17 protein-coding genes are annotated in these 24,457 nt (G+C 64.9%); 5 read left to right on the top strand and 12 right to left on the bottom strand.

Annotation, left to right across the window (positions count from 1 at the left end; all coding sequences use genetic code 11):
• Position 1: 1 nt before the first annotated feature.
• The gene (locus IGS58_RS17570) at positions 2–451 is read right to left on the bottom strand and encodes a DUF4240 domain-containing protein (protein WP_070260265.1); all 450 of its coding nucleotides are present in this window, start codon (positions 449–451) and stop codon (positions 2–4) included.
• Positions 452–643: 192 nt separating this feature from the next.
• Between IGS58_RS17570 and IGS58_RS17565 the strand changes: the two genes are divergently transcribed.
• Together IGS58_RS17565 and udk are read left to right on the top strand one after the other, a co-directional pair.
• Complete coding sequence (locus IGS58_RS17565) at positions 644–1,147, top strand: DUF2199 domain-containing protein (protein ID WP_070260263.1); 504 nt, start codon at positions 644–646, stop codon at positions 1,145–1,147.
• 59 nt (positions 1,148–1,206) lie between these two features.
• Positions 1,207–1,851 (top strand): uridine kinase, encoded by a 645-nt coding sequence (gene udk / locus IGS58_RS17560; protein ID WP_070260278.1) that lies wholly within the window; start codon positions 1,207–1,209, stop codon positions 1,849–1,851.
• Between the two features lie 24 nt (positions 1,852–1,875).
• Here the strand turns inward: udk and IGS58_RS17555 are convergent, their stop codons facing one another.
• From IGS58_RS17555 to IGS58_RS17525, 7 genes are all read right to left on the bottom strand, one after another.
• Positions 1,876–3,045: an HlyD family type I secretion periplasmic adaptor subunit gene (locus IGS58_RS17555; protein ID WP_070260260.1), complete on the bottom strand. Its 1,170-nt coding sequence runs from the start codon at positions 3,043–3,045 to the stop codon at positions 1,876–1,878.
• The gene (locus IGS58_RS17550; RefSeq protein ID WP_205412551.1) at positions 3,042–5,186 is read right to left on the bottom strand and encodes an ATP-binding cassette domain-containing protein; all 2,145 of its coding nucleotides are present in this window, start codon (positions 5,184–5,186) and stop codon (positions 3,042–3,044) included. The genes IGS58_RS17555 and IGS58_RS17550 overlap by 4 nt, the downstream gene beginning before the upstream one ends.
• Before the next feature lie 28 nt (positions 5,187–5,214).
• Positions 5,215–6,438, bottom strand: coding sequence for a TolC family protein (locus tag IGS58_RS17545; RefSeq protein WP_230522171.1), 1,224 nt, complete (start codon positions 6,436–6,438; stop codon positions 5,215–5,217).
• Between the two features lie 179 nt (positions 6,439–6,617).
• A complete protein-coding gene (locus tag IGS58_RS17540; protein ID WP_230522170.1) occupies positions 6,618–13,682 on the bottom strand; it encodes a hypothetical protein in 7,065 nt (2,354 codons plus the stop codon).
• A gap of 758 nt (positions 13,683–14,440) precedes the next feature.
• Complete coding sequence (locus IGS58_RS17535) at positions 14,441–15,442, bottom strand: hypothetical protein (RefSeq protein ID WP_230522169.1); 1,002 nt, start codon at positions 15,440–15,442, stop codon at positions 14,441–14,443.
• A complete protein-coding gene (locus tag IGS58_RS17530) occupies positions 15,439–16,311 on the bottom strand; it encodes an ABC transporter ATP-binding protein (protein ID WP_070259262.1) in 873 nt (290 codons plus the stop codon). Before IGS58_RS17530 ends, IGS58_RS17535 begins: the two co-directional genes overlap by 4 nt.
• Entirely contained in the window at positions 16,308–16,688 is a 381-nt protein-coding gene (locus IGS58_RS17525) for a GntR family transcriptional regulator (protein WP_034784016.1), read from the bottom strand. Before IGS58_RS17525 ends, IGS58_RS17530 begins: the two co-directional genes overlap by 4 nt.
• A gap of 213 nt (positions 16,689–16,901) precedes the next feature.
• On the opposite strand from IGS58_RS17525, the gene IGS58_RS17520 reads away from it, so the two are divergent.
• Complete coding sequence (locus IGS58_RS17520; protein WP_230522168.1) at positions 16,902–19,166, top strand: hypothetical protein; 2,265 nt, start codon at positions 16,902–16,904, stop codon at positions 19,164–19,166.
• Here IGS58_RS17520 and IGS58_RS17515 read toward each other — a convergent pair.
• The 4 genes from IGS58_RS17515 to IGS58_RS17500 form a co-directional block, all read right to left on the bottom strand.
• Entirely contained in the window at positions 19,163–19,912 is a 750-nt protein-coding gene (locus tag IGS58_RS17515) for a DUF72 domain-containing protein (protein ID WP_230522167.1), read from the bottom strand. The two genes, IGS58_RS17520 and IGS58_RS17515, sit on opposite strands and share 4 nt — an antisense overlap.
• Positions 19,913–19,981: 69 nt before the next feature.
• The gene (locus IGS58_RS17510) at positions 19,982–20,737 is read right to left on the bottom strand and encodes a UDP-2,3-diacylglucosamine diphosphatase (RefSeq protein WP_070259256.1); all 756 of its coding nucleotides are present in this window, start codon (positions 20,735–20,737) and stop codon (positions 19,982–19,984) included.
• Between the two features lie 86 nt (positions 20,738–20,823).
• Positions 20,824–21,315 carry a peptidylprolyl isomerase gene (locus IGS58_RS17505; protein ID WP_034756945.1) on the bottom strand — a complete coding sequence of 164 codons (492 nt, stop codon included), beginning with the start codon at positions 21,313–21,315 and terminating at the stop codon, positions 20,824–20,826.
• Positions 21,316–21,388: 73 nt separating this feature from the next.
• Positions 21,389–22,018, bottom strand: coding sequence for a peptidylprolyl isomerase (locus IGS58_RS17500; protein WP_174718096.1), 630 nt, complete (start codon positions 22,016–22,018; stop codon positions 21,389–21,391).
• 278 nt (positions 22,019–22,296) lie between these two features.
• On the opposite strand from IGS58_RS17500, the gene cysS reads away from it, so the two are divergent.
• Positions 22,297–23,694, top strand: coding sequence for a cysteine--tRNA ligase (gene cysS, locus IGS58_RS17495; RefSeq protein ID WP_070259255.1), 1,398 nt, complete (start codon positions 22,297–22,299; stop codon positions 23,692–23,694).
• Positions 23,694–24,413: a DNA-3-methyladenine glycosylase family protein gene (locus IGS58_RS17490; RefSeq protein ID WP_230522249.1), complete on the top strand. Its 720-nt coding sequence runs from the start codon at positions 23,694–23,696 to the stop codon at positions 24,411–24,413. Before cysS ends, IGS58_RS17490 begins: the two co-directional genes overlap by 1 nt.
• Positions 24,414–24,457: the final 44 nt, after the last annotated feature.

Raw genomic sequence — 24,457 nt, 5'->3', positions numbered from 1 at the left:
CTTAGCCAGGCCAGGCGGCGGAATTGCTTCCGGTTTCATAATCGACGCTGGCGGTAAAATCCCAGTCATCGGTGTCACGCCCTGTCTTCTCGGACCAGGCCTCGGGAGCGACGCTCAACAGTTCTTCCAGCCACGCGTCCGTTTGATCGGGCATCAGCGTGGGGTCGGCCAGCACGCTGTCATACGTGGCCTTGCCCGAGCCGACGACGAAACAGCGCGCATACAGGAAACCGTCATCCGACTTTCCTGAGTTACCGGCATGGTCCGCAAACACCTTGCCATCGAGCTGGTACAGTGCCTGAGCCAGGCACTCTTCGAAGCCCTTGATGTCCTTGACCGGCAACTCGGCGAGCGCTTCGGTCAATGGTTCTACCGCGGCATCGGCGTCGCCGTCTTCCAGGGCTTCACGGTCGATTTGCTCTATCAGCTGCCAAAATTTTTCTTCGTTCATTGTTTATTCCAGGTAAATAATCTATCGATACTGAAAGAGATCAGGCATGCAATGCCCTTGGCGCGATGCGTCCCGTCTGTGCATCGTGGGATTGTTTAGAATATCATCTTGCCCGAATGCCAAGCGCACGGTTTCCCCAAGTAACTCTATGCATGCAACACCGTAAACAATTCGAATAAGCAGCCTTCCCACATGACTTTTTCCTTCCTGTGCCGCTCCTGCGGCGAGACCCACACGGGCATGCCCAGCTTCGGCGCCGATGCGCCGTGGCTGTACCAGCAGATGGCGCCGGCCGAGCGCGAAGCACGCTGTCAGCTCGACAGCGACGCCTGCATCGTTGACGAAGCGCACTGCTTCGTGCGCGCCACCCTCGACATCCCCGTGCACGGCGCGGACGAGCCGTTCAGCTGGGGCGTGTGGGTATCGCTGAGCGGCGACAGCTTCGACGCATGGGACGCCTGCTTCAACGATGCCAAACGGGCGCATATCGGCCCCTTCTTCGGCTGGCTCAGCACGCAACTGCCCGTGTATCCCGCTACCTTGAACCTGAAGACCCGCGTGCACCTGCGCGACGACGGCATGCGTCCGGCCATCGAGCTGGAACCGACGGATCACCCGCTGGCGGTGGAACAGCGCGACGGCATCACGGCAGAGCGGGTGGCCGAGCTGTATGCGCAGCTGATGCATGGCGATTGACAGGCCCGGCTTTTCAGCCCCTCCCTGTCGGTCCGCGCATGTTTCCGGTATCATTCGGCATGAATACTATTTCCTTCCAACCGTTTGTTATTGGTGTCGCTGGCGGAAGCGGCAGTGGCAAGTCCACCGTATCCCAACAAGTGCTGGCGTCCTTTGGCGCCGACATGGTCTCGGTCGTGATGCAGGACGACTACTACTGCGACCAAACCCATCTCTCCCCTGAAGTGCGCAGGCAGCAGAATTACGACCATCCGCAGGCGTTCGAGTGGCCGTTGCTGGTGCAGCACATCCAGGCCTTGCGCAATGGCGAGGCGATCGAGATGCCCGAGTACGACTTCACGCTGCACAACCGCTCCGACAGGACCATCTTGGTCAAGCCGGCCCCGGTGATCGTGATCGAAGGCTTGTTTGCCCTGTATGACGAAGACTTGCGCAACATGATGTCGCTGAAGATCTTTGTCGACACGGCCTCCGACGTGCGCTTCATCCGCCGCATGCAACGCGATATCACGGAACGCGGCCGCTCGGTGGAAAGCGTCATCGAGCAGTACCTGGAAACCGTGCGCCCGATGCACAAGCAATTCATCGAGCCGACCAAGCGCAATGCCGATGTCATTTTGCCGCATGGTGCCAACGGCCCCGCGGTCGACATGATCACGGCCAAGGTGGCCAGCGTCATTGGCCGATTGAAACCGGCCGGCTGAAGTAGGCTGACGCAGCCCGCTGCGTCAGCGTTCCCCCATCGACTCCGAGAATGTCTTGGTGATCGGTTTCGTCAGGTAGCGCAAGACCGTCTTGCGGCCCGTGTTGATTTCCACGGTGGCCGTCATGCCGGGCTGGATCAGGATCGGCTCGCCATTCTTGCCCATCAGATTGCGCCCGCTGGTCTTGATCTGCACGCGGTAGTACGGCTGTTCGTTGCCCTTGTTGTCTTCACTTAAGGTGTCCGCGCTGATGTAGCTGACGGTGCCGCGCAGGCGGCCGTAGATGCCGTAGTCGTAGGCGTCCAGTTTTACGGCCGTGGGCAGGCCGGGCTTGATGAAGGCGATGTCGGCCGGCTTGACTTTCGCCTCGATGATCAAGTCATCGTCCGTGGGCACGATCTGCAGGATTTCCTCGCCCGGCTTGGCCACGCCGCCCAAGGTAGTGAGGCGCACGTTGCGCACGATGCCGTCGGTGGGCGCGTAGATATCCGTCGAGCCCAGCTGCTCCTTGCGCTGCGTCACCGTCTGCAGCACGCCGGCCAGGTCTTCCTGGGCTTTCACCAGGTCCGTCTGGCTGTCCTGCAGGTATTTGTTGCGCCGGTTGGTGATCTGCGCCTGGATGTCGACCACCTGCCGCCGCAATTTCAATACCTCGGCGCGGCTGACATCACCCGTTTCCAGCAGCGGCAGATTCATTTCCAGCTCTTCCTTGATCAGCTTCATGGCGCTTTCCAGCGAGCTCACTTCCGCTTGCACGGCACCCTGGCGCTTGCTGAACAGGGCCAGCTGGTTGGCGCGAAATTCCGGGAACGCCTGCAGTTCGGGCGGGAACTTCGGCGCACCGCCAAACACTTCCGCCTGCAGGCGCGCCACGGCCGCCTTCAATCCGGCCGCCTTGGCCGTGCTTTCCAGGTAGCTCGTTTCGGCCCGCGTGCGGTCGAAGCGGGCCAGCAATTCGCCCTTTTTCACGATGCTGCCTTCATGCACGCGCAGTTCGGCCAGCACGCCGCCATCGGCCACCTGGATGATCTGGTTGCGCGAACTGGCGATCACCTGGCCGTTGGCGCGCGTGACCTGGTCCAGCTCCGCCCACGAAGCCCAGGCGATGACGCCCGCCAGCGCCGCCGTGCAGCTCCAGATCAGCACCCGGCCCCGTTTCGCTTCTTCCCGCGCTTCGACCTTGGCCAGTTTCATGCGACCGCTCCTTGCGCCACCGGCGCTGCTTGCGGTGCCGGGGCAGGGGCGGGTACGGCTTGCGGCTTGCCCGACAGCTTGGCCAGCACGGCATCGCGCGGACCGTCGAGCAGCACCCGTCCGGCCTGCAGCACCACCAGGCGGTCGAGCAGGGGCAAGAGGGCGTTCTTGTGCGTGGTGGCGACCATGGTCACGCCTTCGGCCGCCAGTTCGCCCAACAGCCCGACGATGCGCGCTTCCGTCTTCGCATCCATGGCGCCCGTCGGTTCATCGAGTAGCCAGATGCGCGGCTTGGCCAGCAGCAAACGCGTGACGGCGATCAACTGGCGCTGGCCGCCCGATACGCCGCGCCCGCCCTCGGTGATGCCCAGCGCCAGTCCCCGTGGCTGGCCCAGTATCAGCTCGATCAGGCCCGTGCGTTTGGCGGCCGCCAGGATCGCTTCCTCGCCCGGGTCGGCCAGCCCAAGTAGCAGGTTGTCGCGCAGGGTGCCGCTGAACAGCCGCGTTTCCTGCGGCAGGTAGCCGACCATTTCGCGCACCACGGCCGGCGCCAGCAGGGCCATGTCGACGTCGCCCAGGTACACCTTGCCTTCGGCCGGCTGGTACAGGCCCGAGGCCAGTTTCAGCAGGGTGCTCTTGCCCGAACCGATGGCGCCCACCAGGCCGACCCGTTCGCCGGGGCGGATGGCCAGGTTTTCCACTTCCAGCGCCACCTTTTGCGCGCCGCCATACGTGAAGCGGATGCGTTCGAAGCGCAAGCCCGTATCGAGGCTGCGCGGCGTCAGCGCGAACTGCGCATTGTCCGCTTCGTTGGGCAGGCTGATGACTTGCTCCAGGCCGTCGATCGAGGCGCGCGCATGCGCCCACTGCACCATCACGGCGGGCAGCTGCACGATGGGCATCAGGGCGCGGTTGCTGATGATGGTGCATGCCATCAGGGCGCCCATGGTCATCTGGTTTTCGGCCACGAACCACGCACCCATGGAGATCAGCGCCACGTTGGTCAGCTGCTGGAAGGCGGCCGTGATGTTTTGCGACAGGGCCGCATAGTCGCGGATATTCTGCTCCGCGTGGCTGCTCTCGGCCACCAGTTCGGCCCAGCGCGCCTGCATCATCCATTCGGCGCTGCTGCCCTTGAGCGTTTCGACGCCATCGACGGCTTCCACCAGCAAGCCCGCCTTGCGGTTGCTGGCGTTGAGGTTCTTGCGCGTATGGCTTTCGATGGCGCGCTGGAACATCAAACCGCACACGAGGGCCAGCGGCAGGGCCACCAGCGGCACCACCACCAGCCAGCCGCCGATGATGGTGATCATGGCGAGAAAAATCACGGCGAAGGGCACGTCCGTCAGCACGAACAGCGATGTCGACGTCAGCACGCCGCGCACCATTTCAAAGCCTTTTACCTGCGCCGCCAGGGTGCCGACGGAAGCGGGGCGCGCCTCCATGCGGATGCCCAGCATGCGCTGGAAAAACCACTCGGACAATTCATGGTCGACGTCATTGCACGAGTGGTCGACGATGCGGCTGCGCACCTGCTTGAGGATGAATTCCAGGCCGATCGACAGGGCCACGCCCACCACCAGCACCCACAGGGTGCTGAAGCTCTGGTTCGGGATCACGCGGTCGTACACCTGCATGGAAAACAGCGAAGTGGCCATGGTCAGCAGGGTCACCAGCGCGGTGGCCAGCACGGCGTCGACAAACACGCTTTTCTTCAGCCACAGGGCGTTGCGCACGAGGCCCAGGGCGCCGGGGCGGGCGCCGCTTTTTTCGCTGCGGCGCGGCAGGCCCACGCAAGCCAGGCCGGCCAGTGTCGCCAGCTGCAAGGCGCGCCCATCGATGCCTTCGCCGCGCCAGGCGCCGTCGGCTCCGCGCGACTGCAGCAAGCCCCAGCCCGTGCTGGCGCTGTAGACGGCGAATGGCAGCTCGCCCGGCGTCGGCTCGTGCAGCGGCCGCGCCGCGCCTTCCAGCCCGGCCGCCTGCCAGAGGGTGGTCAGTACCATGGCGGGCGCGCCGCTGTCGTCGGCGTCATCGAGCTGGCGCTGCAGGTCGGCCAGGCGCGCGGCGGGCACGTGCTGGCCCGTCAGGCGGGCGGCGCGCTCAATGAGTGTCAGCAAGCCATGTTTGATGGAGGTATCCACGCTGTCTCCTGTGTGCATCATGTCGGTGTCAATTCGCGCGCGCCATGCCTGCCGGCGCCGTGCGCCCGGCCAGGGTGCCTGTTTGCGCGGCCAGGCGCAGGCTGGCGGCGATGGCTTGCGCGCGCGTGTCTTCCAGTGAAAACTGCGCCTGGGTCGCTTCGCGCACGGCGTTGAGCACGTCGTTCCAGCTCTTGCGGCCGATTACGTACTGGCGCGCATACGATTCGAATACCTGCGTCGAGGTGGTGCTGGCCTCGCCCGCGTTGCCCAGGCGCTGGCGGCTCGCTTCGGCCTCGTTCCAGTCCAGGGTAAAACGCTCGCGCACCTCGCGTTCTGCCACGTCGTGCGCGGCACGCGCGCCTTCGCGCCGGGCCACGGCGGCATCCACGCCAGCCTTGGCCGACAAGCCGGCGCCCGGCTGCGCCTGCAGCACCAGCATGGCGCGGGTGCGGTTGTCGGCGTTGATGCCGCCCGTCGGCTTTTCCATGCGCAGCACCACCTTCGGCATGTAGGCCGAGCGCTGCATGGTGATCTCGGAATCGGCTGCCTGCGCCTCGAAATCGAGGCGGTGCAGGGTGGGGGAATAGGCTATGGCCTGGCGCATGACCCGCTCCAGGCTGGCGTCGGGCAGCGGTTCGCCCACGCCGATGCCCGTGGCGCTGACGAGGCGCACGGGCTTGCCGGCCAGTTGCGACAGCTGCGCCAGCGCGTTTTCCAGCGCCTGGCGCGCATTCGACACGTCGTTGGCCGCCTGGTAGGCGCGCGATTCGGCCAGGCGCTGGTCCGTCTGCGAGCTGACCGACTGCACCACGCGGCGCTTGATCATGTCCAGCAGGCGCTGGTGCTCGGCCAGGCCCGCCTCCGCCGAGCGCACGCGCGCCGTCTGGCGCAGCGCTTCCGTGTAGGCGGCGATCACGCGCAAAGAGAGGGTCAGGCGTTCTTCCTCGATGGCGGCGCCGGCCGCATCGACCCGGCTGCCGGCGGCATCGATGCCGGCGTCGATGCGTCCGCCGCTCCACAGCGGCTGCTCGATGCGCACCACGCCGCCCGTTTCCTGCGAACCAGTGGGCACTTCTGCCGACAGGCTGGGAAAGCGCTGCCACTGCGCGCCATCGAGTTCGGCGCGCGCGGCCGCCTGCGCCGAACGCTTGCCCTGCACGGCGGGATGGCTTTGCAGCGCCTGCTGCAAGACCTGGTCGAAGCTCCAGGCGGTGGCGCCCTGGGCGCTGGCGAGAGACGATACCGATGCCATGGCCACGGCCGCCAGCAAGGCCGCGATGCGTGGCAGTGAGGATAGTGCTGGGAAACCGCGTAATCTCATCCCGTATTTTTCCGGCCCGAGGCCTGACGCATTTCAAGGTGTGGCGGGAGCGCGCTGTCTTGCGCTCCCGCCGCCGTGCCAGGCGCGGCGCCTGGCGTGGGTGCCCTGCTTCAGACGACGAAGTTGGCCGCCGTCAGTTGCGTGATGTTCACCCCGCTCAGCAGCACAAGCGCCGTGTCGATGGCGTTGGCGTTGCTCAGATCACTCGAGTGATACACCGTCACGGCGCCGCTGTTTTGCGCATCGGCGATGACGATGTAGCCCTGGCCCGACAAGACGCTGTCGTCGGCTGCGATGGCGCTGGCCGCCGCGCCGATCGACACGGACGTGCCGTCGAAGATGAACAGGTTATTGTTGCTGAAGTCCGTGCCCACGTTGACGCCCACGGCCACCGACGCCGTCAGGTCGGCGATGGCCGACATGTCGATCACGTCGCCGCCGGCAGCCGGCAGGCCGGTGCTGAAGTCGGCAACCGTCAGCGGGTTGTGCAGGGCATTCTGGCTCAGCACGAACAGCTGGCTCGCGTCCGTCAGGTCGGCCTGGGCCTGGGCTGCCGCCGCTGCGGCGGCATCGGCATTCGCCGCCACCGTCAGCGAGCTGGCGTCCGTCAGGTCCGCCTGCGCCTGCGCCTGCAGGGCGGCTGCTGCTGCCGCATCGGCTGCCAGGTGCAGGGCATTGGCGTCCGTCAGGGCGGCTGTCTGCGCCGCTGCCAGCGCCGCTGCCGCTGCCGCATCGGCAGCCTGGGTGAGGGCCACGGCATCGGTCTGGTCGGCCAGCGCTTGCGCGGCGGCGGCGTTGGCGGCGTCCGCATTCGCCACGACGGCCAGGGCACTGGCGTCGGTCTGCGCGGCGATGGCGTTCGCCTGTGCCAGGGCCACGTCGGCAGCCTGCGCGTCGGCATTGGCCTGGGCCGCTGCCGCATCGTCCGCATACGCGGCACTCGCATTGGCGTGCGCTTGCGCCGCTGCTGCTGCCGCGCTGGCGGCGGCAGCATCGTCGGCTTGCGCCGCTTGCAGGGCAAGCAGGGAAGCGGCGGCCTGCGCCTGCGCCAGCGGCGCTGCCGCATCGGCCGCATGGGCGGCAAGTGCCGCTGCCGCCGCGTTGTTGGCGTTGACCGTGGCCGCTGCTGCCGCCGCATCGTCGGCCTGTGCCGCCTGGGTGAGCGCCAGCGAGATGGCGGCTTGGGCGGCGGCTGCGGCGGCCGCGTCGTCGGCGTTCTGCGCCGCCGTGGCTGCAGCCAGTGCACTGGCCGCCGTTGCTGCCGTGCTGACGGCCAGCGCATCGGCGGCGATGGCGGCCGTGTGCGCGGCGGCGGCGGCGGCGGCATTGGCCGCTGCCTGATTGGCTGCCGTGTCGTCGGCCTGCGCCGCCTGGGCGGCGAGCAGTGATGCTGCCGCTGCGGCGGCGCTGGCGCTGGCGGCAGCATCCGCGGCTGCCGCTGCCGTGGCAGCCGTTTGCGCCAGCGCTGCGGTGGCGGCGGCATCCGCAGCTGCCTGGTCGTCGGCGACGGCGGCGTCGTGCGCTGCCTGGGCGTTGGCGGCATTGGCCGCTGCCAGCGCGGCTGCCGCGTCGTCTGCCTGCGCCGCTTGCGTGGCTGCCAGGGTGATGGCAGCGGCAACGGCCGCAGCCGCTGCCGCAACATCGGCATCATGCGCGTTTTGCGCCGCCAGCTGGGCTGCCGCGGCCGCGGCGGCGGTGGCGGCGACGTTGGCGTCCGCTGCCAGGGCTGCGTCCAGGGCCAGTTGCGCATTGGCGGCGGCAGTGGCGGCCGCTGCCGCGGTGGCGTCATCCGCCTGGGCATTGAGGGTGGCGGCCAGGGAAATGGCCGCTTGCGCCGCTGCCGCTGCCGCAGCGGCATCGGCGTTTTGCGCCGCGACGGCCGCCGCATGCGCGGCAGTCGCATTGGCGGCAGCGGTGGCAGCCGCCGCATCGTCGGCCTGCGCCGCCGCCAGCGCCGCATGGGCGGCAGCCGCATTGGCATTGGCCTGGGCCGCGTCATCGGCCGCACTCTGGGCGGTGAGGAGGAGGTTCAGTTTCAGCGTCCTGTCATTGTCGGCATCCAGGGCGTTGGTATCGGCCGTTACCGCCGCGTTCAGGTTGGCGATTGCCGCATTGAGCGCGGCATGGGCATTCAGGGCTGCCGTATCGGCCAGCTGCGCCGCCAGGGTGGCGGCCGCCGAAAGGGCGGCCGTGTGCGCGGCATTGGCGGCGGCATCGTCGGCGGCCAGCGCTGCGCTGGCTGCTGCCAGTGCATTGTTGGCTGCCGTTGCGAGCGCGGCCAGCCCTGCATCGGCCAGCAGCGCGGCATCGGCAATGAGCTGGGCCGCTGCCGCTGCTGCCGCCGTGCTTGCCGCCGTGGCGTCGTCGGCCAGGGCGGCATTCGTGGCGGCGAGCGAGGCGCTGGCCGTCAATATCGCCGCGTTGAGTGTGGTCGTGGCGGTATTCAGGGCCGCTTGCGCGTTGGCCGCCGCCGTGGCTGCTGCCGCGGCGAGGCTGTCGTCGTTCAGGGCCTGGTTCAGCGCGGCCAGTGCGCTCGCAGCCGCTGCCGCGGTCGTGCCGACAGCCGCATCGGCGGCCTGCGCGGCCAGCGTGGCTGCCAGCGAGACGGATGCCGTGAGGGCGGCGGCGGCAGCGGCGATATCGTCCGCTTGCGCATGTTGCGTGGCGGCGGCCGAGATGGCTGCCACGGCGGCGGCCGCAGCGGCAGCCGTATCGGCGGCGGCAGCGGCAACGGCGGCGGCCGTTGCATTGGTGGAGTTCAGCACAGCCGCAGCGGCCGCGGCATCGTCGGCCAGGGCCGCATTCAGCGACGCCAGCGCGTTGGCGGCGATGGTGGCGGCGCTGGCGGCGGCATTGTCGGCCAGCTGCGCCGCTTGCACGGCCGCTTGCGAGACGTTGGCGACAGTGGCGGCCGTCGCAGCGGCCAGATCGTCGGCGACGGCGGCGGCGGTGGCCGCACTCGCCGTGATGGCGGCGGCGGCCGTGGCGGCCGCATTTGCATCCGCCTGCAGGGCCGCATTCAAGGCGGCCAGGGCGTTGGCCGCCGTCGCTGCCGTCGCGGCGGCGGCTGCATCGGCTGCCTGCGCCGCCTGTGCCGCTGCCAGCGAGGTGGCGGCCACGCCGGCGGCGGTGGCCGCCAGCGTGTCGTCCAGCGCCGCCGCGGTGGCTGCCGCCTGGGACGTCAGGGCGAGGGTGGCGGCGGCGGTGGCGGCACTGTCGGCCGCGAGCGCATTGTTCAGGGCTGTCAGGGACGCTGCGGCCGTTGCTGCGGTCGAGGCGGCGGCCGCATCATCGGCTTGCGCCGCCAGCGCGGCGGTGTTCGACAAGCCGGCCGTGGTGGCGGCGACGGTGGCCGCCAGCGCTGCCACCAGGTCGAACGGATGGGCGGCCGAATAGGCAGCCAGGGCGGCTGCATTCGCGGCATCGTTGTTGGCGACGGTGGTCAGGGCGGCGGCATCCGTCAAGGCGGCCTTGGTGGCCGCCACGGTGGCGGCCGTGACGTCGAGCGTGTGGGCGGTACCCAGCAGGACGGCGTCGGTGAGGCCAGCGACGGCGGCGGCGGCCGTGGAGGCGGTGGCATTGACGGTCGCTACCAGGCCCAGGGCGACGGCATCCGTCAGGTTGGCTGTTGTTTGTGCGGCGGTGGCGGCCGCCGCGTCGACGGTGGCCGTCAAGCCCAGTGCGACGGCGTCGGTCAGGGCGGCCGTGGCAGCCGCCGTATTGGCTGCGGCCGTGGCGGCCGTCGAGACGGTGCCCAGTGCCACGGCATCGGTCAGATTGGCAACGGCGGCAGCGGTGCTGGCGGCCGTGTTGGCGACCGTCGACACGAGGCCCAATGCCACGGCGTCGGTGAGGTTGGCCGTCGTTTGCAGGGCGGAAGCGGCCGCCGCGTCGGCCGTGGCGACCAGGCCCAAGGCCGTGGCGTCGGTCAGCGCGGCGGTGGCGGCTGCCGTATTGGCGGCGGTGGTGGCCGCTGTCGAGAGCGTACCCAGGGCCACCGCATCGGTCAGGTTGGCAACATTCGTCGCCGTATTGGCGGCGGCGGCAGCGGCCGTGGCGAGCAGGCCCAGGCCGGCGGCATCCGTCAGATTGGCCGTCGCCTGCAGGGTGGCGGCCAGGGTGGCGTCGGCGGTCGAGATCACGCCCAGCGCCGTGGCATCCGTCAGCGCGGCCAGGTTGGCGGCGGAGGTAGCGACCAGCGCATCGGCGTTCGAGATGAGGCTCAGCGCGATGGCGTCGGTCTGGCCGGCAGTCGTGACGGCCAGGGCTGCGGCCGCATCGGCTGCGGAAGAGGCCAGGCCCAGGGCCACGGCGTCGGTCTGATTGGCAACAAATTGTGCCGTGGTCAGCGCGTTTTGCGCCAGCGTATTGGCGGCCGTCAAGGTGGTGACGGCAGTCTGGGCGGCAAGTTCAGCGGCAGCGTCGGCAGTGGAGGCAATGCCCAGCGTGCCGGCATCGGTCAGCAAGGCCGTGGTGGCGGCAGCCGCGGCGGCGGCCTGTGCCGCGGCAGCTGCGCTGACGGCCGAGATATCGATCCCGCCCAGCAGGGCGGCCGTTTCCGCCGCCGAGACGGCAGCGGCCGCCGTGGCGATGAGCGCATCGGCATTGGTCAGGTCGGCGATGGTTTGCAGGCCGGCTGCCGCCAGCGCATCGGCGGTGGAGATGCCGGCAAGGATGGTGGCATCGAACAGGGCGGCAGAGATATCGGCATTATCGGCACCGATCTGCAAGGTATTGACCGTGGCCGTCAGATCGAGCACGCTGGTCTGGCCAGCCGTGACATTGGCGGCCAGGGCGGCGAGGTTGGCCAGATTGAACGCATTCAGGGCGACGTTGACGTCCAGCAGGCTGGCTTGCGAATTGGCGGCAGCCGCATCGGCGTCCGCCTGGTCGGCTGCTTGCTGCAAGGCGACGACATCGGTCTGGTCGGCCACTGTTTGCGCATTGGCGGCATCGCTGGCGGCGGCCGCGTCGGCAGCGGCCAGGGCGGCCGCATCCGTCTGGTTGGCCGTCGTTTGCGCGGCCAGCGCGGCGGCGGCATCGGCGTCGGAAATCACTTGCAGGGCGGCCGCGTCCGTCAATGCCGCTTGCGTGGCGGCGCCGGCGGCCGTGCTGGCTGTCGCATCGGCCGTGATTTGCAGGGCGGCCGCGTCGCTCAGGCTGGCCGTGACGACGGCATTCGCCGCCACGGTAGCGGCAAGGGCTGCGGCAGCGTCAAGCGCGGCGGCATCGGTACTGGCGGCAAGGGCTGCTGCGGCGGCTGCGGCAGCGTCGGCATCGGAAATCAGGGCCAGTGCGGCCGCATCCGTCAAGCCGGCCTGGAGCTGTGCTGCGTCCGACGCCGCGGTGGCGGCGTCGGCGATCAGGCCCAGGGTGGGCGCGTCCGTCATGTTCGCTTGCGTCTGTGCATTGGCGGCGTTCGTGGCGGCGGCATTGGCGGCAGCCTGCAGGGCGACGGCGTCGGTGGCGTTGGCGATGGCAGCGTCCTGGGCGGCAACGCCGGCGGCGGCGTCCGCTGCCATGCTCAAGGCGACGGCATCGGTCAGGCCCGCTTGCGTACTGGCCGCGGTGGCCGCATTCGCGGCGGCGGTGGCAGCGATACCGAGTGCCGCGGCATCGCTGGCATTGGCAGCTGCCGCCGCATTCGCTGCCGCGGCGGCGGCTGCGTTCGAGGCGGCAGCCAGGGCGGCGGCATCGGTGGCGGCGGCTGCGGTGGCGGCAGCGGCGGCGGTGGCGGCATCCGCATCGGAGATCAATGCAAGGGCGGCTGCATCCGTCAGGCTGGCCTGGATGCCTGCGGCGACGGCGGCATTGGCGGCGGCGGTGGCCGCCAGGTCCAGCGCGGCGGCGTCCGTGGCATTGGCCAGCGCCGTGGCGGCGGCGGCAGCGGCGGCATCATTGGCGGAGATGACGCCAAGCGCTGCCGCGTCGGTCAGCGCTGCCTGGGTGTTGGCTGCGGCGGCGACCACGTCGGCTGCATCGGCGATGGCTTGCAATGCCGGGGCGTTGGTCTGGTCCGCCTGGATTTGCGCCGCATCGGCCGCGGCGTGTGCGGCGGCGGCGTTGGCGGCGGCCGTGGCGGCAGCCGCATCAGCATTTTGCGCCGACGTGGCGGCGGCCTGGGAGGTGGCAGCGGCAGCGGCAGCGGTGGCTGCCGCGCTGTCGTCATTCGTGGCGGCGGTAGCGGCCGCTTGCGCGCCGGGGACGACGGCTGCCGTGCTGGCTGCCAGCGTATCGTCGCTGGTGGCGGTATTGGCAGCGAGCAAGGCTGCTGCCGCTGCGGCGGCAGCCTGTGCCGCCAGTTGATCGGCCAGGATGGCGGCATTCGCCGCTGCCAGCGAAGCTGCTGCCGTGGCTGCTGCCGCGGCGGCGCTGGCGTCATCGGCCAGGGCGTTGCTGGCGGCAGCCGCCGCGGCGGCGGCGGCCAGCACGGCCGCGTCGGTCACGACGGTGGTGGTGGATTGATTTCCCGTGCCGCCCTGGCCGCCGGTCGAGCCGCCCGTTCCTCCGGTGCCGCCCGTGCCGCCAGTTCCCGTGCCACCCGTGCCCGTGCCACCGGTGCCCGTACCGCCCGTACCCGTACCGCCAGTGCCGGTACCTCCTGTCCCCGTGCCACCCGTACCGGAGCCGCCAGCTGCGGCGCCGCCTCCGCCGCCACCGCCTGCCGCGGCGGCAACCAGGCCAAGGCCGCCGAGCGCGCCCAGCACGCCAAGTCCACCCAATCCGCCTGCCGCGCCGGCACCCGCGCCCGCGCCAGCCGATGCCCCGGCGACATCCACGACACTGCCGCTGGGGATCCCGGCGGCGCCAGCACCCGCGCCTGCCGCGCCGCCATTGTTGTCGCTTTGCGGCGTGCCGAGATCGGCGCTGCCGTTGCCGGCCTGGCCTGCTGCGGCGCCGCTGCCACCGCCACCGGCTGCCGCGGCGGCTGCCGCTACAGCGGCGGCCGCGCCCAGGGCGCCGGCATTGCCCGTATCGGCGCTTCCCGTGACTTCGACGACATTTTCAGGCGGCATGCTTTGGCTGGCATCGGCCCCTTGCACCAGTTCATCTTCGTCATACTGCTTGCGGTCGCCGTTTTTCGGGTTGGCGACTTTTTTTGCGGGCGTCGCGACCTTGGCGCCAAGGCCTTCGGCATTGACGGGAACTTGTGCTGGATTTTGGATGGTGGCCATTTTAAAGTCTCCGGAAGAGGTTGGATATTCGTTCAATTTTTTAAGATATTAAAAAATCAATAATGTATTTCGTTTCCTTGGTTACTCCGGCGTGGCTTGGGCCGTGGTCGAACTCTGATGTTGCCGATGTTGATAGTGGCAAGTAAAACATAATTGGAAAAAAATCGCTGGCGTAAAAGAGCGCTTGATCCTTGATATTAAAAATACTAATTTTGCATTTGTTTTGCATGGCGCTTATTTCTCGTATTTTGCTTCGCCCGTAACTGGCTTGCTTTACGATACACACTGGCAGGATGGCATATTTACAGGATGTCCGCGCCTGCCCTCACTCTGATGGTAATTTCAATTTTGAAACTTTCAATTTCATTTTGATCATTTTCCATGACTCTATTCTGTCAAGCTTTGCGCAAGTGAATAATCACGTATTGTCACGAAACAGGGCTTTCCGGATGAATCTGCTGCCATGCGCCAGCATTTCTGCGCCTTTCATCTCAAAAATCGTCTCGCTATCGATTTGCTAGTTGTTGCTTTTTTGTCCGGTGATTATCAAATTTGATTGGTAATAAAATACGATAGGAATAATTATTTGTAATTTTTATATCTAATTAATACTATCGAATGAATAGTCTTTATTTGGCGAGGGAATTTATTACTGATTACTAGCAGTACGATAGTGATTGTTTTCGGCGGCGTAACAGGAGGAAATGAAAACGCCCCGGCGGGCGGGGCGTTTTTTACGGGGATGCGATGGTGCGCTGTCAGCCTTCCTCGCGCCAGCTTCGCAGGCGGATGGCGGCGTAAATCAGGGCCGCGCCTGCCGCTGCGCCCAGCCAGACGGCTGGCAAGGCCAGGCTGGACCAGGAATTGCTGAACACATCGATGCGCGTCATGTGCGATCCTCCCTCTGCCAGGGCGTGCATGCGTGGCAGCAGTTCCGGTTCGAACAGATACCAGCTGCCGGGAAGAGTGCCCAGCAGGGCGCGTCCGATAACATTCATCTGTATCCAGCTGACATCGCTTTCCGTCTGCGTCAGCTTGCCGGCCCAGACTGTCAGGATGAGCAGCAGCAGCGGCACGCCGACGGCCCACAGGAAGACTTTCGACTTGGCCCAACTCGATACCATCAGCAGCCAGCCCACCGTCGGCAAGGCCCACAGGCAATACACGGGCAGCAAGCCGAACACGCGCAGCGGTCCCAGATACAGGCCGGAAGAGCCGAGCAGTTCGGCAAACACGTGGATGCCGTTGACCGCCAGCACGCCGCTGAGGATCAGGATCAGGGCCAGCGACGTCAGGCTGGCGGCAGCGGCCACGATCAGAGGCGCGACCAGCAGGGCGATGGCCGCTTTCGACAGCACCGTCTGCGCATCCGAGACGGGCAGCGATTTCCAGAACAGCACGCTGCGGTCGCGGCGGTCGTCATGCAGGGCGCTCAGGCAATAGAAGAACACCAGGAAACCCAGTGCCAGGAACAGCGGCGCGGCCGCATACGTATAGTTATTGGCGACGGCGTCGATGATTTCCGTGCGGCGCGGGCCGAAGGTGCGCGTATTGAAAACGGTGCTCCAGGAAATTTCCTCGCCATTGACGATGAGCGCCGTGTGCATTTTGGTCTTTGCGACGGTCGCGGCCGCCATCAGGGCGCCCAACACCGTCATGACGACACCGATCAGGGCAGGCGTCCACAGCAGCATGCCCTTGTGTTCCCACAACTCGCGCCGGATCAGCCATTGCATCTTGTTTACAGGGGAAATACTCATTGGTACGATCCTTTCATGGTCGCGACAAACAGGTCAGCCAGGCTGGGCGTGCGTATTTCGCCGAGTGCGGCCAGCTGGGTGCGGGCGACGCCGTCGAACAGCATCACCGACTTGCCGAACACGCTGCGTTCGCTGATCGGCTGCAGGGCACGCGCTGGATTGACGTGCTGCGGGCCCACCATCACCTCGATGTAGCGCTCGCCCACTTCTTCCATGCTGGACGCCAGTACGATCTTGCCGTCACGAATGAACATCAGGTCGCTGAGGATGTGTTCCACTTCCTCGATCTGGTGCGTGGTGATGACGATGGTCTTGTTTTCATCGAAATAGTCTTCCAGCAAGTTCTGGTAAAACTGCTTGCGGTACAGGATGTCCAGGCCCAGGGTCGGCTCGTCGAGCACCAGCAGTTTGGCATCGATGGCCATCACGAGCGCCAGGTGCAGCTGCACCACCATGCCCTTCGACATGGCCTTGACCTTCATCTTCGGCGACAGCTTGGTGTGGGCCAGGTAGCGTTCGGCCTTGCTGCGGTCGAAACGTGGATGCACGCCAGCAACGAAATCGATGGCGTCGGCCACGCGCAGCCAGCTTGGCAGGATGGCCACGTCGGCGATGAAGCACACGTCTTCCATCAGCGCATCGCGCTGCACGCGGGGATCGCGCCCCAGCACCGACAAGTCGCCATCGAAGCCCGTCAGGCCCAGGATGGCTTTCAGGGTGGTGGTCTTGCCGGAACCGTTAGGGCCGATCAAGCCGACGATGCGCCCCGGCGCGATATCGAAGCTGATGCCATCGATGGCCACCTGCTTGCCATACTGCTTGCGCAGGCCGCGCGCGCTGATGACGCTGTCCTTGTTCAATGCATTCATGCGTTCTCTCCGTGTGCGCCGGCATCGCGGCTCGCTTGCAGCAGTTGATCGAGGTCCAGGCCCAGGCGGGTGATGTGTTCCAGCAAGGCTGGCCATTCTTCGCGCAGGAAGCGCTCGCGTTCACTGGCCAGCAATTTGTCGCGGGCGCCTTCCAAGACATACATACCGAGTCCTCTGCGTTTTTCCACCAGGGCATCGTCGACCAGTTCCTGGTAGGCGCGCGAAACCGTGATGGGATTCAATTGATAGTCGGCCGCCACCTGGCGCACCGAGGGCAAGGCGTCGCCGGACTGCAGCACGCCATCGAGCATCATGCCCACCACCCTGGCCTTGAGCTGCCGGTAGATGGGGCTATTGTCGTTCCATTCCGCGCTCATGGGATGCGCTCCCACAAGGGCGGGACGGCGCGGCGCATAAAAAGTGCTGTAGGCATCGAAGCTCCGTGATGTATTGAGTTGGTGTTGTAGTTAACTATAACAGTGAAAATTCAAATGTCAAGATACTCATGTTTTTCTATCCATAAGGAAACTATAATGTTGCGTGTTTAAAAATCTTACTTGATAACTTTTGGCGCGCATGTCGCCACAACCATGAAAGCAGAAATGATAAATTGCTTTGGAGAAGTACAGAACTTGTTCAGGCGTGCCGGCTGCGGCGCCGCCCTGTTGGCGCTGTTGAGCGCCTGTGGCGGCGGTTCCGGCGGCGGCACGTCCACGCCGCCTCCGACACCCGTGGCGCCGGCCGAAACGCCGCGCTATCTGCTGGGCGGCACGGTCAGCGGCCTGCTGCCTGGCGCCAGCGTCGTGCTGGCGAACGGCATGGAAAAGCTGACCGTCACGGCCAACGGTCCCTTCAGCTTTGCCGGCAAGCTGGCGGCGGGCGCGGCGTATCAAGGCAAGGTCGACAGCGCCTCCGCTGGCCTGGGCTGCAGCATCGCGCAAGGCGCGGCGACCATGGGCAGCGCGGATGTCAGCACCCTGGCCGTGCGTTGCCTGCCCATCTTGCTGGCGGGCGTGCAGGAACAGATCCAGCGTGTCGATGGCATGGTGCGGGATGGCGCGGGCAATTATTACATCGCCGATGCGTCCGCACACGTGATCCACAAGCTCGCCCCTGACGGTCGTCTCAGTATCCATGCTGGCATACCCGGCAAGTCTGGTGCCGCTGACGGGCCTGCCGCCAGCGCGACTTTTTACTTGGGGGGCAGTCTCGCGCTGCTGGCGATCGATGGCAAGGGGAACTTGTATGTGGCCGATAACTGCAATGGACTGGTGCGAAAAATTACGCCCGACGGGGTGGTCAGTACCTTGGCTGGGCAGCGACGCGCCAATTGCAGCGCGACACAGGCCGGGCCGGACGGCGTACCCGGGTATGTTGATGGGACGGGGGGGCAAGCCCAGTTTGGATTGATCACCAGCATGGCAATGGACCGAAATGGAGATTTGCTGCTCGTCGATGACGGGCCGGCTCAGATTCGCCGAGTGACGCCAGACGGCGTGGTCAGTTCCATCAATAAAATGATTGGCGAGTCGGTGGGCCATATGGCAGTTGATGCCAACGGTGTCATTTACTTGAGTAATGGTAGAGGCAACAAGGTCTATCGCCTTGCCAATGGCGTGGCGACCTCGGTCGCGGGAAGTCCAATAACGTCAGGCTATGACGGCAAGGGTACTGATGCCAGTTTCACGCGCGTGCGGGGCATGGTGTTCGAGCGCAGCGGCAATTTGTTGCTGGCCGACCGCGAATCTATCCGCCGCATGACGCCCGATGGTGAAGTGACGACAGTGGTAGGGCGGCACGTGCCTGACGCGACGGGAAAATATGTCGAGTGGAAAAACTTAACGCACATATTGCTCGAAGATTCAGGCAGTATGCTGGTCTATGATTTCACCCTGCAGCGCTTGAGCCGGGTAGATGCCGCGAACAGGATTTCGACTGTGCCTGCCATGCCGGGTGATGCCGGGCAGGTGGACGGCGTGGGCGCTGTGGCCCGCGTGGGTACTCTTAAGGCATCGGCCATGTGCAGCGACCCCAGCGGGAATACTTATCTGCTCGATGCAGCCAACAAGGTGCTGCGCCGGCTGGCGCCAACTGGCAAGCTCGAGGTCTATGCGGGGATTGCCGGTCGCGCCGGCAGCGATGACGGCCCGCGGCTCAGCGCGACCATGCAGAACCCTGCGGCGATCGCTTGCGGCGCGGATGGGGCCGTGTATTTTGCGGACAGGGCGCCGAATTCCTATGCGCTTAATTTGCGCAAGATCACTGGTGATGGGATCATGTCCACCATCGAGCAATTGCCGCATACCAGCGTCAGCGTTCAGCAGTATGCCTTGGCGGTTGACAAGGATGGCTATGTCACGTGGACGGTATCTGGCGGCAATGGGATTCATCGTCGTCCGCCCGGTGGCGTATTTTCCTTGTTTGTGTCCTTTGAGGCGCTCTTGAGTGACATTGCTGATAGTAATCCCGGCTTGCCAAGCATTTTTCCTTACAGCATGGTATTTGATAGCAAGGGGGATATGTATTTTGATGACTACTATCATCAAGTAATATTCAAGGTAAATCGTTCCGGCGCCGTGAGCGTGTTTGCCGGCACCTTGTACTCGACTAAAAATGCCGATGGTGCGCCTGGCGTGGGCAGCCTGTCATTTTCCGGCTTTCCCAGTTTGATCATTGATCAGGCCGACAACCTGTACGTGAGCGGCCAGGATGGGGTACGCAAGATCGATACGGCCGGGGTCATTTCCTCACCGCAAATGGCATGGGGAAATCCCATCGTGGAGGTCCTGGCTTTTGGCAACGGAACCTTGTATGGTTATACCGCCCGCGCCATCATCCAGATGCCGTTGCCTTAAATGGAGCGATGCGCAGACGTGGCTGGCGCATCCGTCAGCCGCGCCTGCAAATCCAGCGCATTGAACAGGGCGGCCCCGGCCGCCGTGTTGTCGAAGATGCACCAGCTGTCCACATGCGCTGGTGTGTGCAATTCAGCGGCCAGCGCCGTGAGGTAGTCGGCCCGGTAGTCGGAATAATATATTTTCGGGCTGCCGTGCAGGCGCAGGTAGGCCACGCTGGTCGTCGGTACGTGCGGCCCCGGCTGTCCCGCAGGCGGATCGGCGCGCACGCGCGTGATGCGCTGCATCGTTAACAGCTCGGTTGCGCCTGCCTCGAACCAGCTGGGATGGCGCGCTTCGCACGCGAGCATGCCGTCGAAGCGCTGGCGCAGCGCAAGGAAAAATGCGGCGGCCACGTCCGCCTCGAAACGCAGGCTGGGCGGCAGCTGCACCAGCACGCAGCCTAGTTTATTCCCCAGTTGCATGACTTCTCCCGCAAAGCGTTCCAGTTCGGCTGCACAGTCGCGCAAGCGCCGCTCGTGCGTGATGCTGCGTGGTAATTTCACGCTGAAGCGGAAATGGGCGGGCACGCTGTCGGCCCAGCGCGCGTAAGTGGCGCTCTGGTGCGGGCGGTAGAACGAGCTGTTGATTTCCACGCAGGGCAAGACCTGGGCATAGCGCTGCAGATGGCTGCCATCGAGGGGGAAGTGGCTGGCGGCGGCGCTGGACAGGCTCCAGCCGGCCGTGCCGATGTAAACAGTGTGCATGGCGCCATTACAGCAGGGCCAGTCGGGCGCGGCTATCGGACAAACGCCCGTGCGGCAGTCGGTGCAAGCCTAGTCGATGATGTCGCCGTTCAAGTCGTGGCGCGTGATGTTGCCGCGCGCATCGATGGCGATCCAGCCGCCGCGCGGCTGTTGCGGCGGCGTCACGTCGCATTCCCAGTCGGGCAAGACATAGCGCAAGGTATTGTCGACCTGGTGCAGGGCAGGGCGGTGCGTGTGGCCGTGGATCATGACGGTGCTCGCGTGTTCGGCAAATACTTGCGCGACAGCATCGGGCGTGACATCCATGATGTCCATGGATTTTTCGCCATTATGCTGGCGGCTGCTCTGACGCAATCCGTCGATGATGGCCTTGCGCTGCGTCAGCGGCATGGAGAGGAACTGTTTTTGCCAGGCGGGCTGGCGTACCATGGCGCGAAACTCCATGTAGCTGACGTCTTTCGTGCATTCGGCGTCGCCATGCAGCAAGACGATGCGCTGGCCGGCAATCGTGGCCACGTGCGGTTCGCTGAGCAGGGTGGCGCCGGCGGCGGCGGCAAAGCCGGAGCCGACGAGAAAGTCGCGGTTGCCGGCGATCCAGTAGACGTGCACGCCCGCATCGCTGACGGCGCGGATGGCGGCCGTCATGCGCGCATTGAACGGGTCTTCCAGGTCATCGTCGCCGGCCCAGTATTCGAACAGGTCGCCTAATAGATACAGCGCTTGCGCATATTGCGCATGGTGTTCCAGGAAAGAAAGAAACGCCGCGCTGGTGCGCGGATGCGAGCTCTGCAGATGCAGGTCGGAAATAAAGAGTGCGGCAGGCATTGTCATCGTTCAACGCTCCCAAAAAGTGAAGTGCATGGAGAGGCGAAAACGCTGCAATGCCTGTTATTCATGATGCCAGAGCCTGATTAAGCGGCTTCGACCTTTTCGATGATCACGTCCGTCACTGGCACATCGGCGAACATGCCGGCGCGCGAGGTTTTTACGGCGCGGATGGCGTCGACGACTTCCTTGCCTTCGGTGACTTTACCGAATACGGCGTAGCCCCAGCCGTCCTGGCCTGGATAGTCGAGGAAGCTGTTGTTCTTGATGTTGATGAAAAACTGGGCCGATGCCGAATGCGGATCCGACGTGCGGGCCATGGCCAGCGTGTAGGTATCGTTTTTCAGGCCGTTCTTGGCTTCGTTTTCCACGGTGGTGTCGGCAGGCTTCTGTTTCATGCCTGGCTCGAAACCGCCGCCCTGGATCATGAAGCCGTCGATGACGCGGTGGAAAATCGTGTTGTCGTAGTGACCGGCTTTCATGTAGGCCAGAAAGTTGGCAACCGTTTTCGGCGCTTTCTCGGCGTCCAGTTCAGCGGTGATCTTGCCCAGATTGGTGGTGATGATGACGGAGGTCATGATAATCCTTAATAAATTGGATGAATAATTGATTCAGTGGCGCCAACCAGGCCGGCGCCGCAAAAACGCTATTTTACAGTTTTGCGGGCGCGGACTTGAGTAAAGTCGCCGATTCGATCACCACGGGGGTGACCGGCACGTTCTGGTGCGGGCCCTTGTCGGCTACCGGCACGGCCTTGATCTTGTCGACCACGTCCATACCGCTGACGACTTTGCCGAACACCGTGTAGCCGAAGCCGTCGCGGCCCGGGTAGTCGAGCGCGCCATTGTCGTTGACGTTGATGAAGAATTGCGCGGTGGCCGAATGCGGGTCGCCCGTGCGCGCCATGGCGATGCTGTAGGTGACGTTTTGCAAGCCGTTTTGCGCTTCATTCTTGATCGGCGCCTTGGTGGCTTTCTGTTTCATGTTCTTGTCGAAGCCGCCGCCCTGTATCATGAAGCCGTCGATGACGCGGTGAAACACGGTGCCCTTGTAATAACCGCTGTTGACGTACTGCAGGAAGTTGGCCACGCTTTTCGGCGCTTTTTCCTGGTCCAGTTCCAGCACGATCTCGCCCATGCTGGTTTTCAGGGCCACGTGCGGCGTTGGGTCGAGAGCGGTCGCCGGAGCGGCTGCCACGACGGCGCTGCCCAGGGTCAGGCCGGCAAACAGGGTGCAAAAGCGGGCCAGGAAAGACAGGCGTTTCGATTTGATTTCTTGCATGAAGGCGTCCTTGATCGTTATTTTTCTTTAAACTTGCGTTGTTGCCAAAAGAAGTGAGTTTCGGTTGAACATCGTAAAAACCTGATTCATATCGGGCCAGTATGGTTTTTATCAATGTTATACTTGACCGCTAACGCCCTAATTCTAACAAACAAGAACAACAATATAGCGGGTCGTATAGTCTCGGCGCACACGGCAGTTCAGTGGCGCGGCACCCCTGGTGTCCGCGCCTGTCTGTCGTTTTGCCAGGCTGGCGGCCGCTCCACTTGCAAAGCACGATGAGCAATCTAAAGATTTACAACACCCTGGCTCGCGAAAAGCAGGTATTCGTCCCGATGGAAGCAGGCAAGGTACGCATGTACGTTTGCGGCATGACCATCTACGATTATTGCCATATCGGCCATGCGCGCATGATGATGGCGTTCGATGTCATCTACCGGTGGCTGAAGGCGTCCGGTTTCGATGTCACCTATGTGCGCAACATTACGGACATCGACGACAAGATCATCCGCCGCGCCGTGGAAAACGGCGAGACGATTTCCCAGCTGACGACGCGTTTCACCCAGTACATGGATGAAGACACGGCCGCGCTGGGCATCCTGACGCCCGACCACACGCCGCGCGCCACTGAATACGTGCCGCAAATGCTGCGCCTGATCGAACAGCTGGAAGCCAAGGATCTGGCCTACCAGGGCGCGGATGGCGACGTGAACTATGCCGTGCGCAACTTCCCCCACTACGGCAAGCTGTCGGGCAAGTCGCTCGACGATCTGCGCGCGGGCGAGCGCGTCGACGTGAACACGGGCAAGCGCGATCCGCTCGACTTCGTGCTGTGGAAGTCGTCGAAGGAATCGGAGCCGGAAGAAGTGAAATGGGATTCGAAGTGGGGCAAGGGCCGTCCGGGCTGGCATATCGAGTGCTCGGCCATGTCTTGCGCCTTGCTCGGTGAACAGTTCGATATCCATGGCGGCGGCGCGGATTTGCAATTCCCGCACCACGAAAACGAGATCGCCCAATCCGAAGGCGCATTCGGCCATACCAGCGTGAATTACTGGATACATAACGGTTTCGTGCGCCTGGACAATGAAAAAATGTCCAAGTCGCTCGGCAACTTCTTCACCATCCGCGAAGTGCTGCAAAAGTTCGATGCCGAGGTGATCCGCTTCTTCATCCTGCGCGCGCACTACCGCAGCCCCCTGAATTACTCGGACGTGCACCTCGATGACGCGCGCCTGTCCCTGACCCGCTTGTACACGGCGCTGGCCGACGTGGCGGTGGAAGAGGGCGCCATCGACTGGAGCGAAGCGCATGCCGTGCGCGTGCGCGAAGCCATGGACGACGACTTCAACACGCCGCTGGCCGTGGCGGCCCTGTTCGACCTGGCAACGGAAGTCAACAAGCACAAAACCCCAGCCCTGGCGCGTCAACTGAAGGGCCTGGCAGGCGTATTCGGCTTGCTCGAACGCACGCCGCAGCAATTCCTGCAAGCGACCGTCGGCGCTGCCGCCGGTGGACAGGACGAGGCGGCCGGCATCGAAGCGGCCATCGCGGCGCGCAGCGCGGCGAAGAAGGCGCGCGACTTTGCCCAGTCCGACAAGATCCGTGCCGAGCTGCTGGCGGCGGGCATCATTCTTGAAGACAAGCCTGACGGCTCGACCAACTGGCGCCGCGCATGATGCCAACGTCCAGGGAAAACGGGGAAGCGCCCAAGGTGACGGAATTGGCGCAAGTGATCCAGGTGCCGCACTACTGGGAAGAGGCGAAGATCGAGCTGATGAAGCGCGACCGCATCATGAAAAAGCTTATCCCGCAATTTGGCGACCTGCACCTGGTCGGCCATAGCGACCCGTTTACCACCCTGGCCCGTTCGCTGGTGGGGCAGCAGATCACGCCCAAGGCGGCGGATGCCGCCTGGAAAAAGCTGTTGCTGGCTTGCCCGAAATGCACGCCCTCGCAAGTGTTGAAGGCGGGCGCCGAGCAGCTGTCCGCCTGTGGCTTGTCCAAACGCAAGACCGAATACATCCTCGACCTGGCTGACCATTTCAAGGCCAAACGCGTGCACGCGAGCCAGTGGGACCAGATGGATGACGAAGCCGTCATCGCCGAACTGGTGCAGATCCGCGGCATCGGCCGCTGGACAGCCGAGATGTTTCTGATATTTAATCTGCTCCGGCCGAATGTCTTGCCGCTCGACGACCCCGGTTTGATCCAGGGCATCAGCGTCAATTATTTCTCCGGCGAACCAGTTTCCCGCAGCGATGCGCGCGAGGTTTCCGCCAATTGGGAACCGTGGCGCACCGTGGCGACGTGGTATTTGTGGCGCAGTCTCGACCCTGCAGCCGCCCCTGCCGCACCCGATGCAGCCCCCGGCGCACCAGCCGGTACGGTAAAATAAACATAGATGACGCCGCGCGCCCTGGCGCCGTGGCCGGTAAAACC

The organism is Janthinobacterium sp. EB271-G4-7A (genome assembly GCF_020858075.1).
Classification (GTDB): Bacteria; Pseudomonadota; Gammaproteobacteria; order Burkholderiales; family Burkholderiaceae_D; genus Janthinobacterium; species Janthinobacterium lividum.
This window is presented reverse-complemented; position numbering and strand designations above follow the sequence as displayed.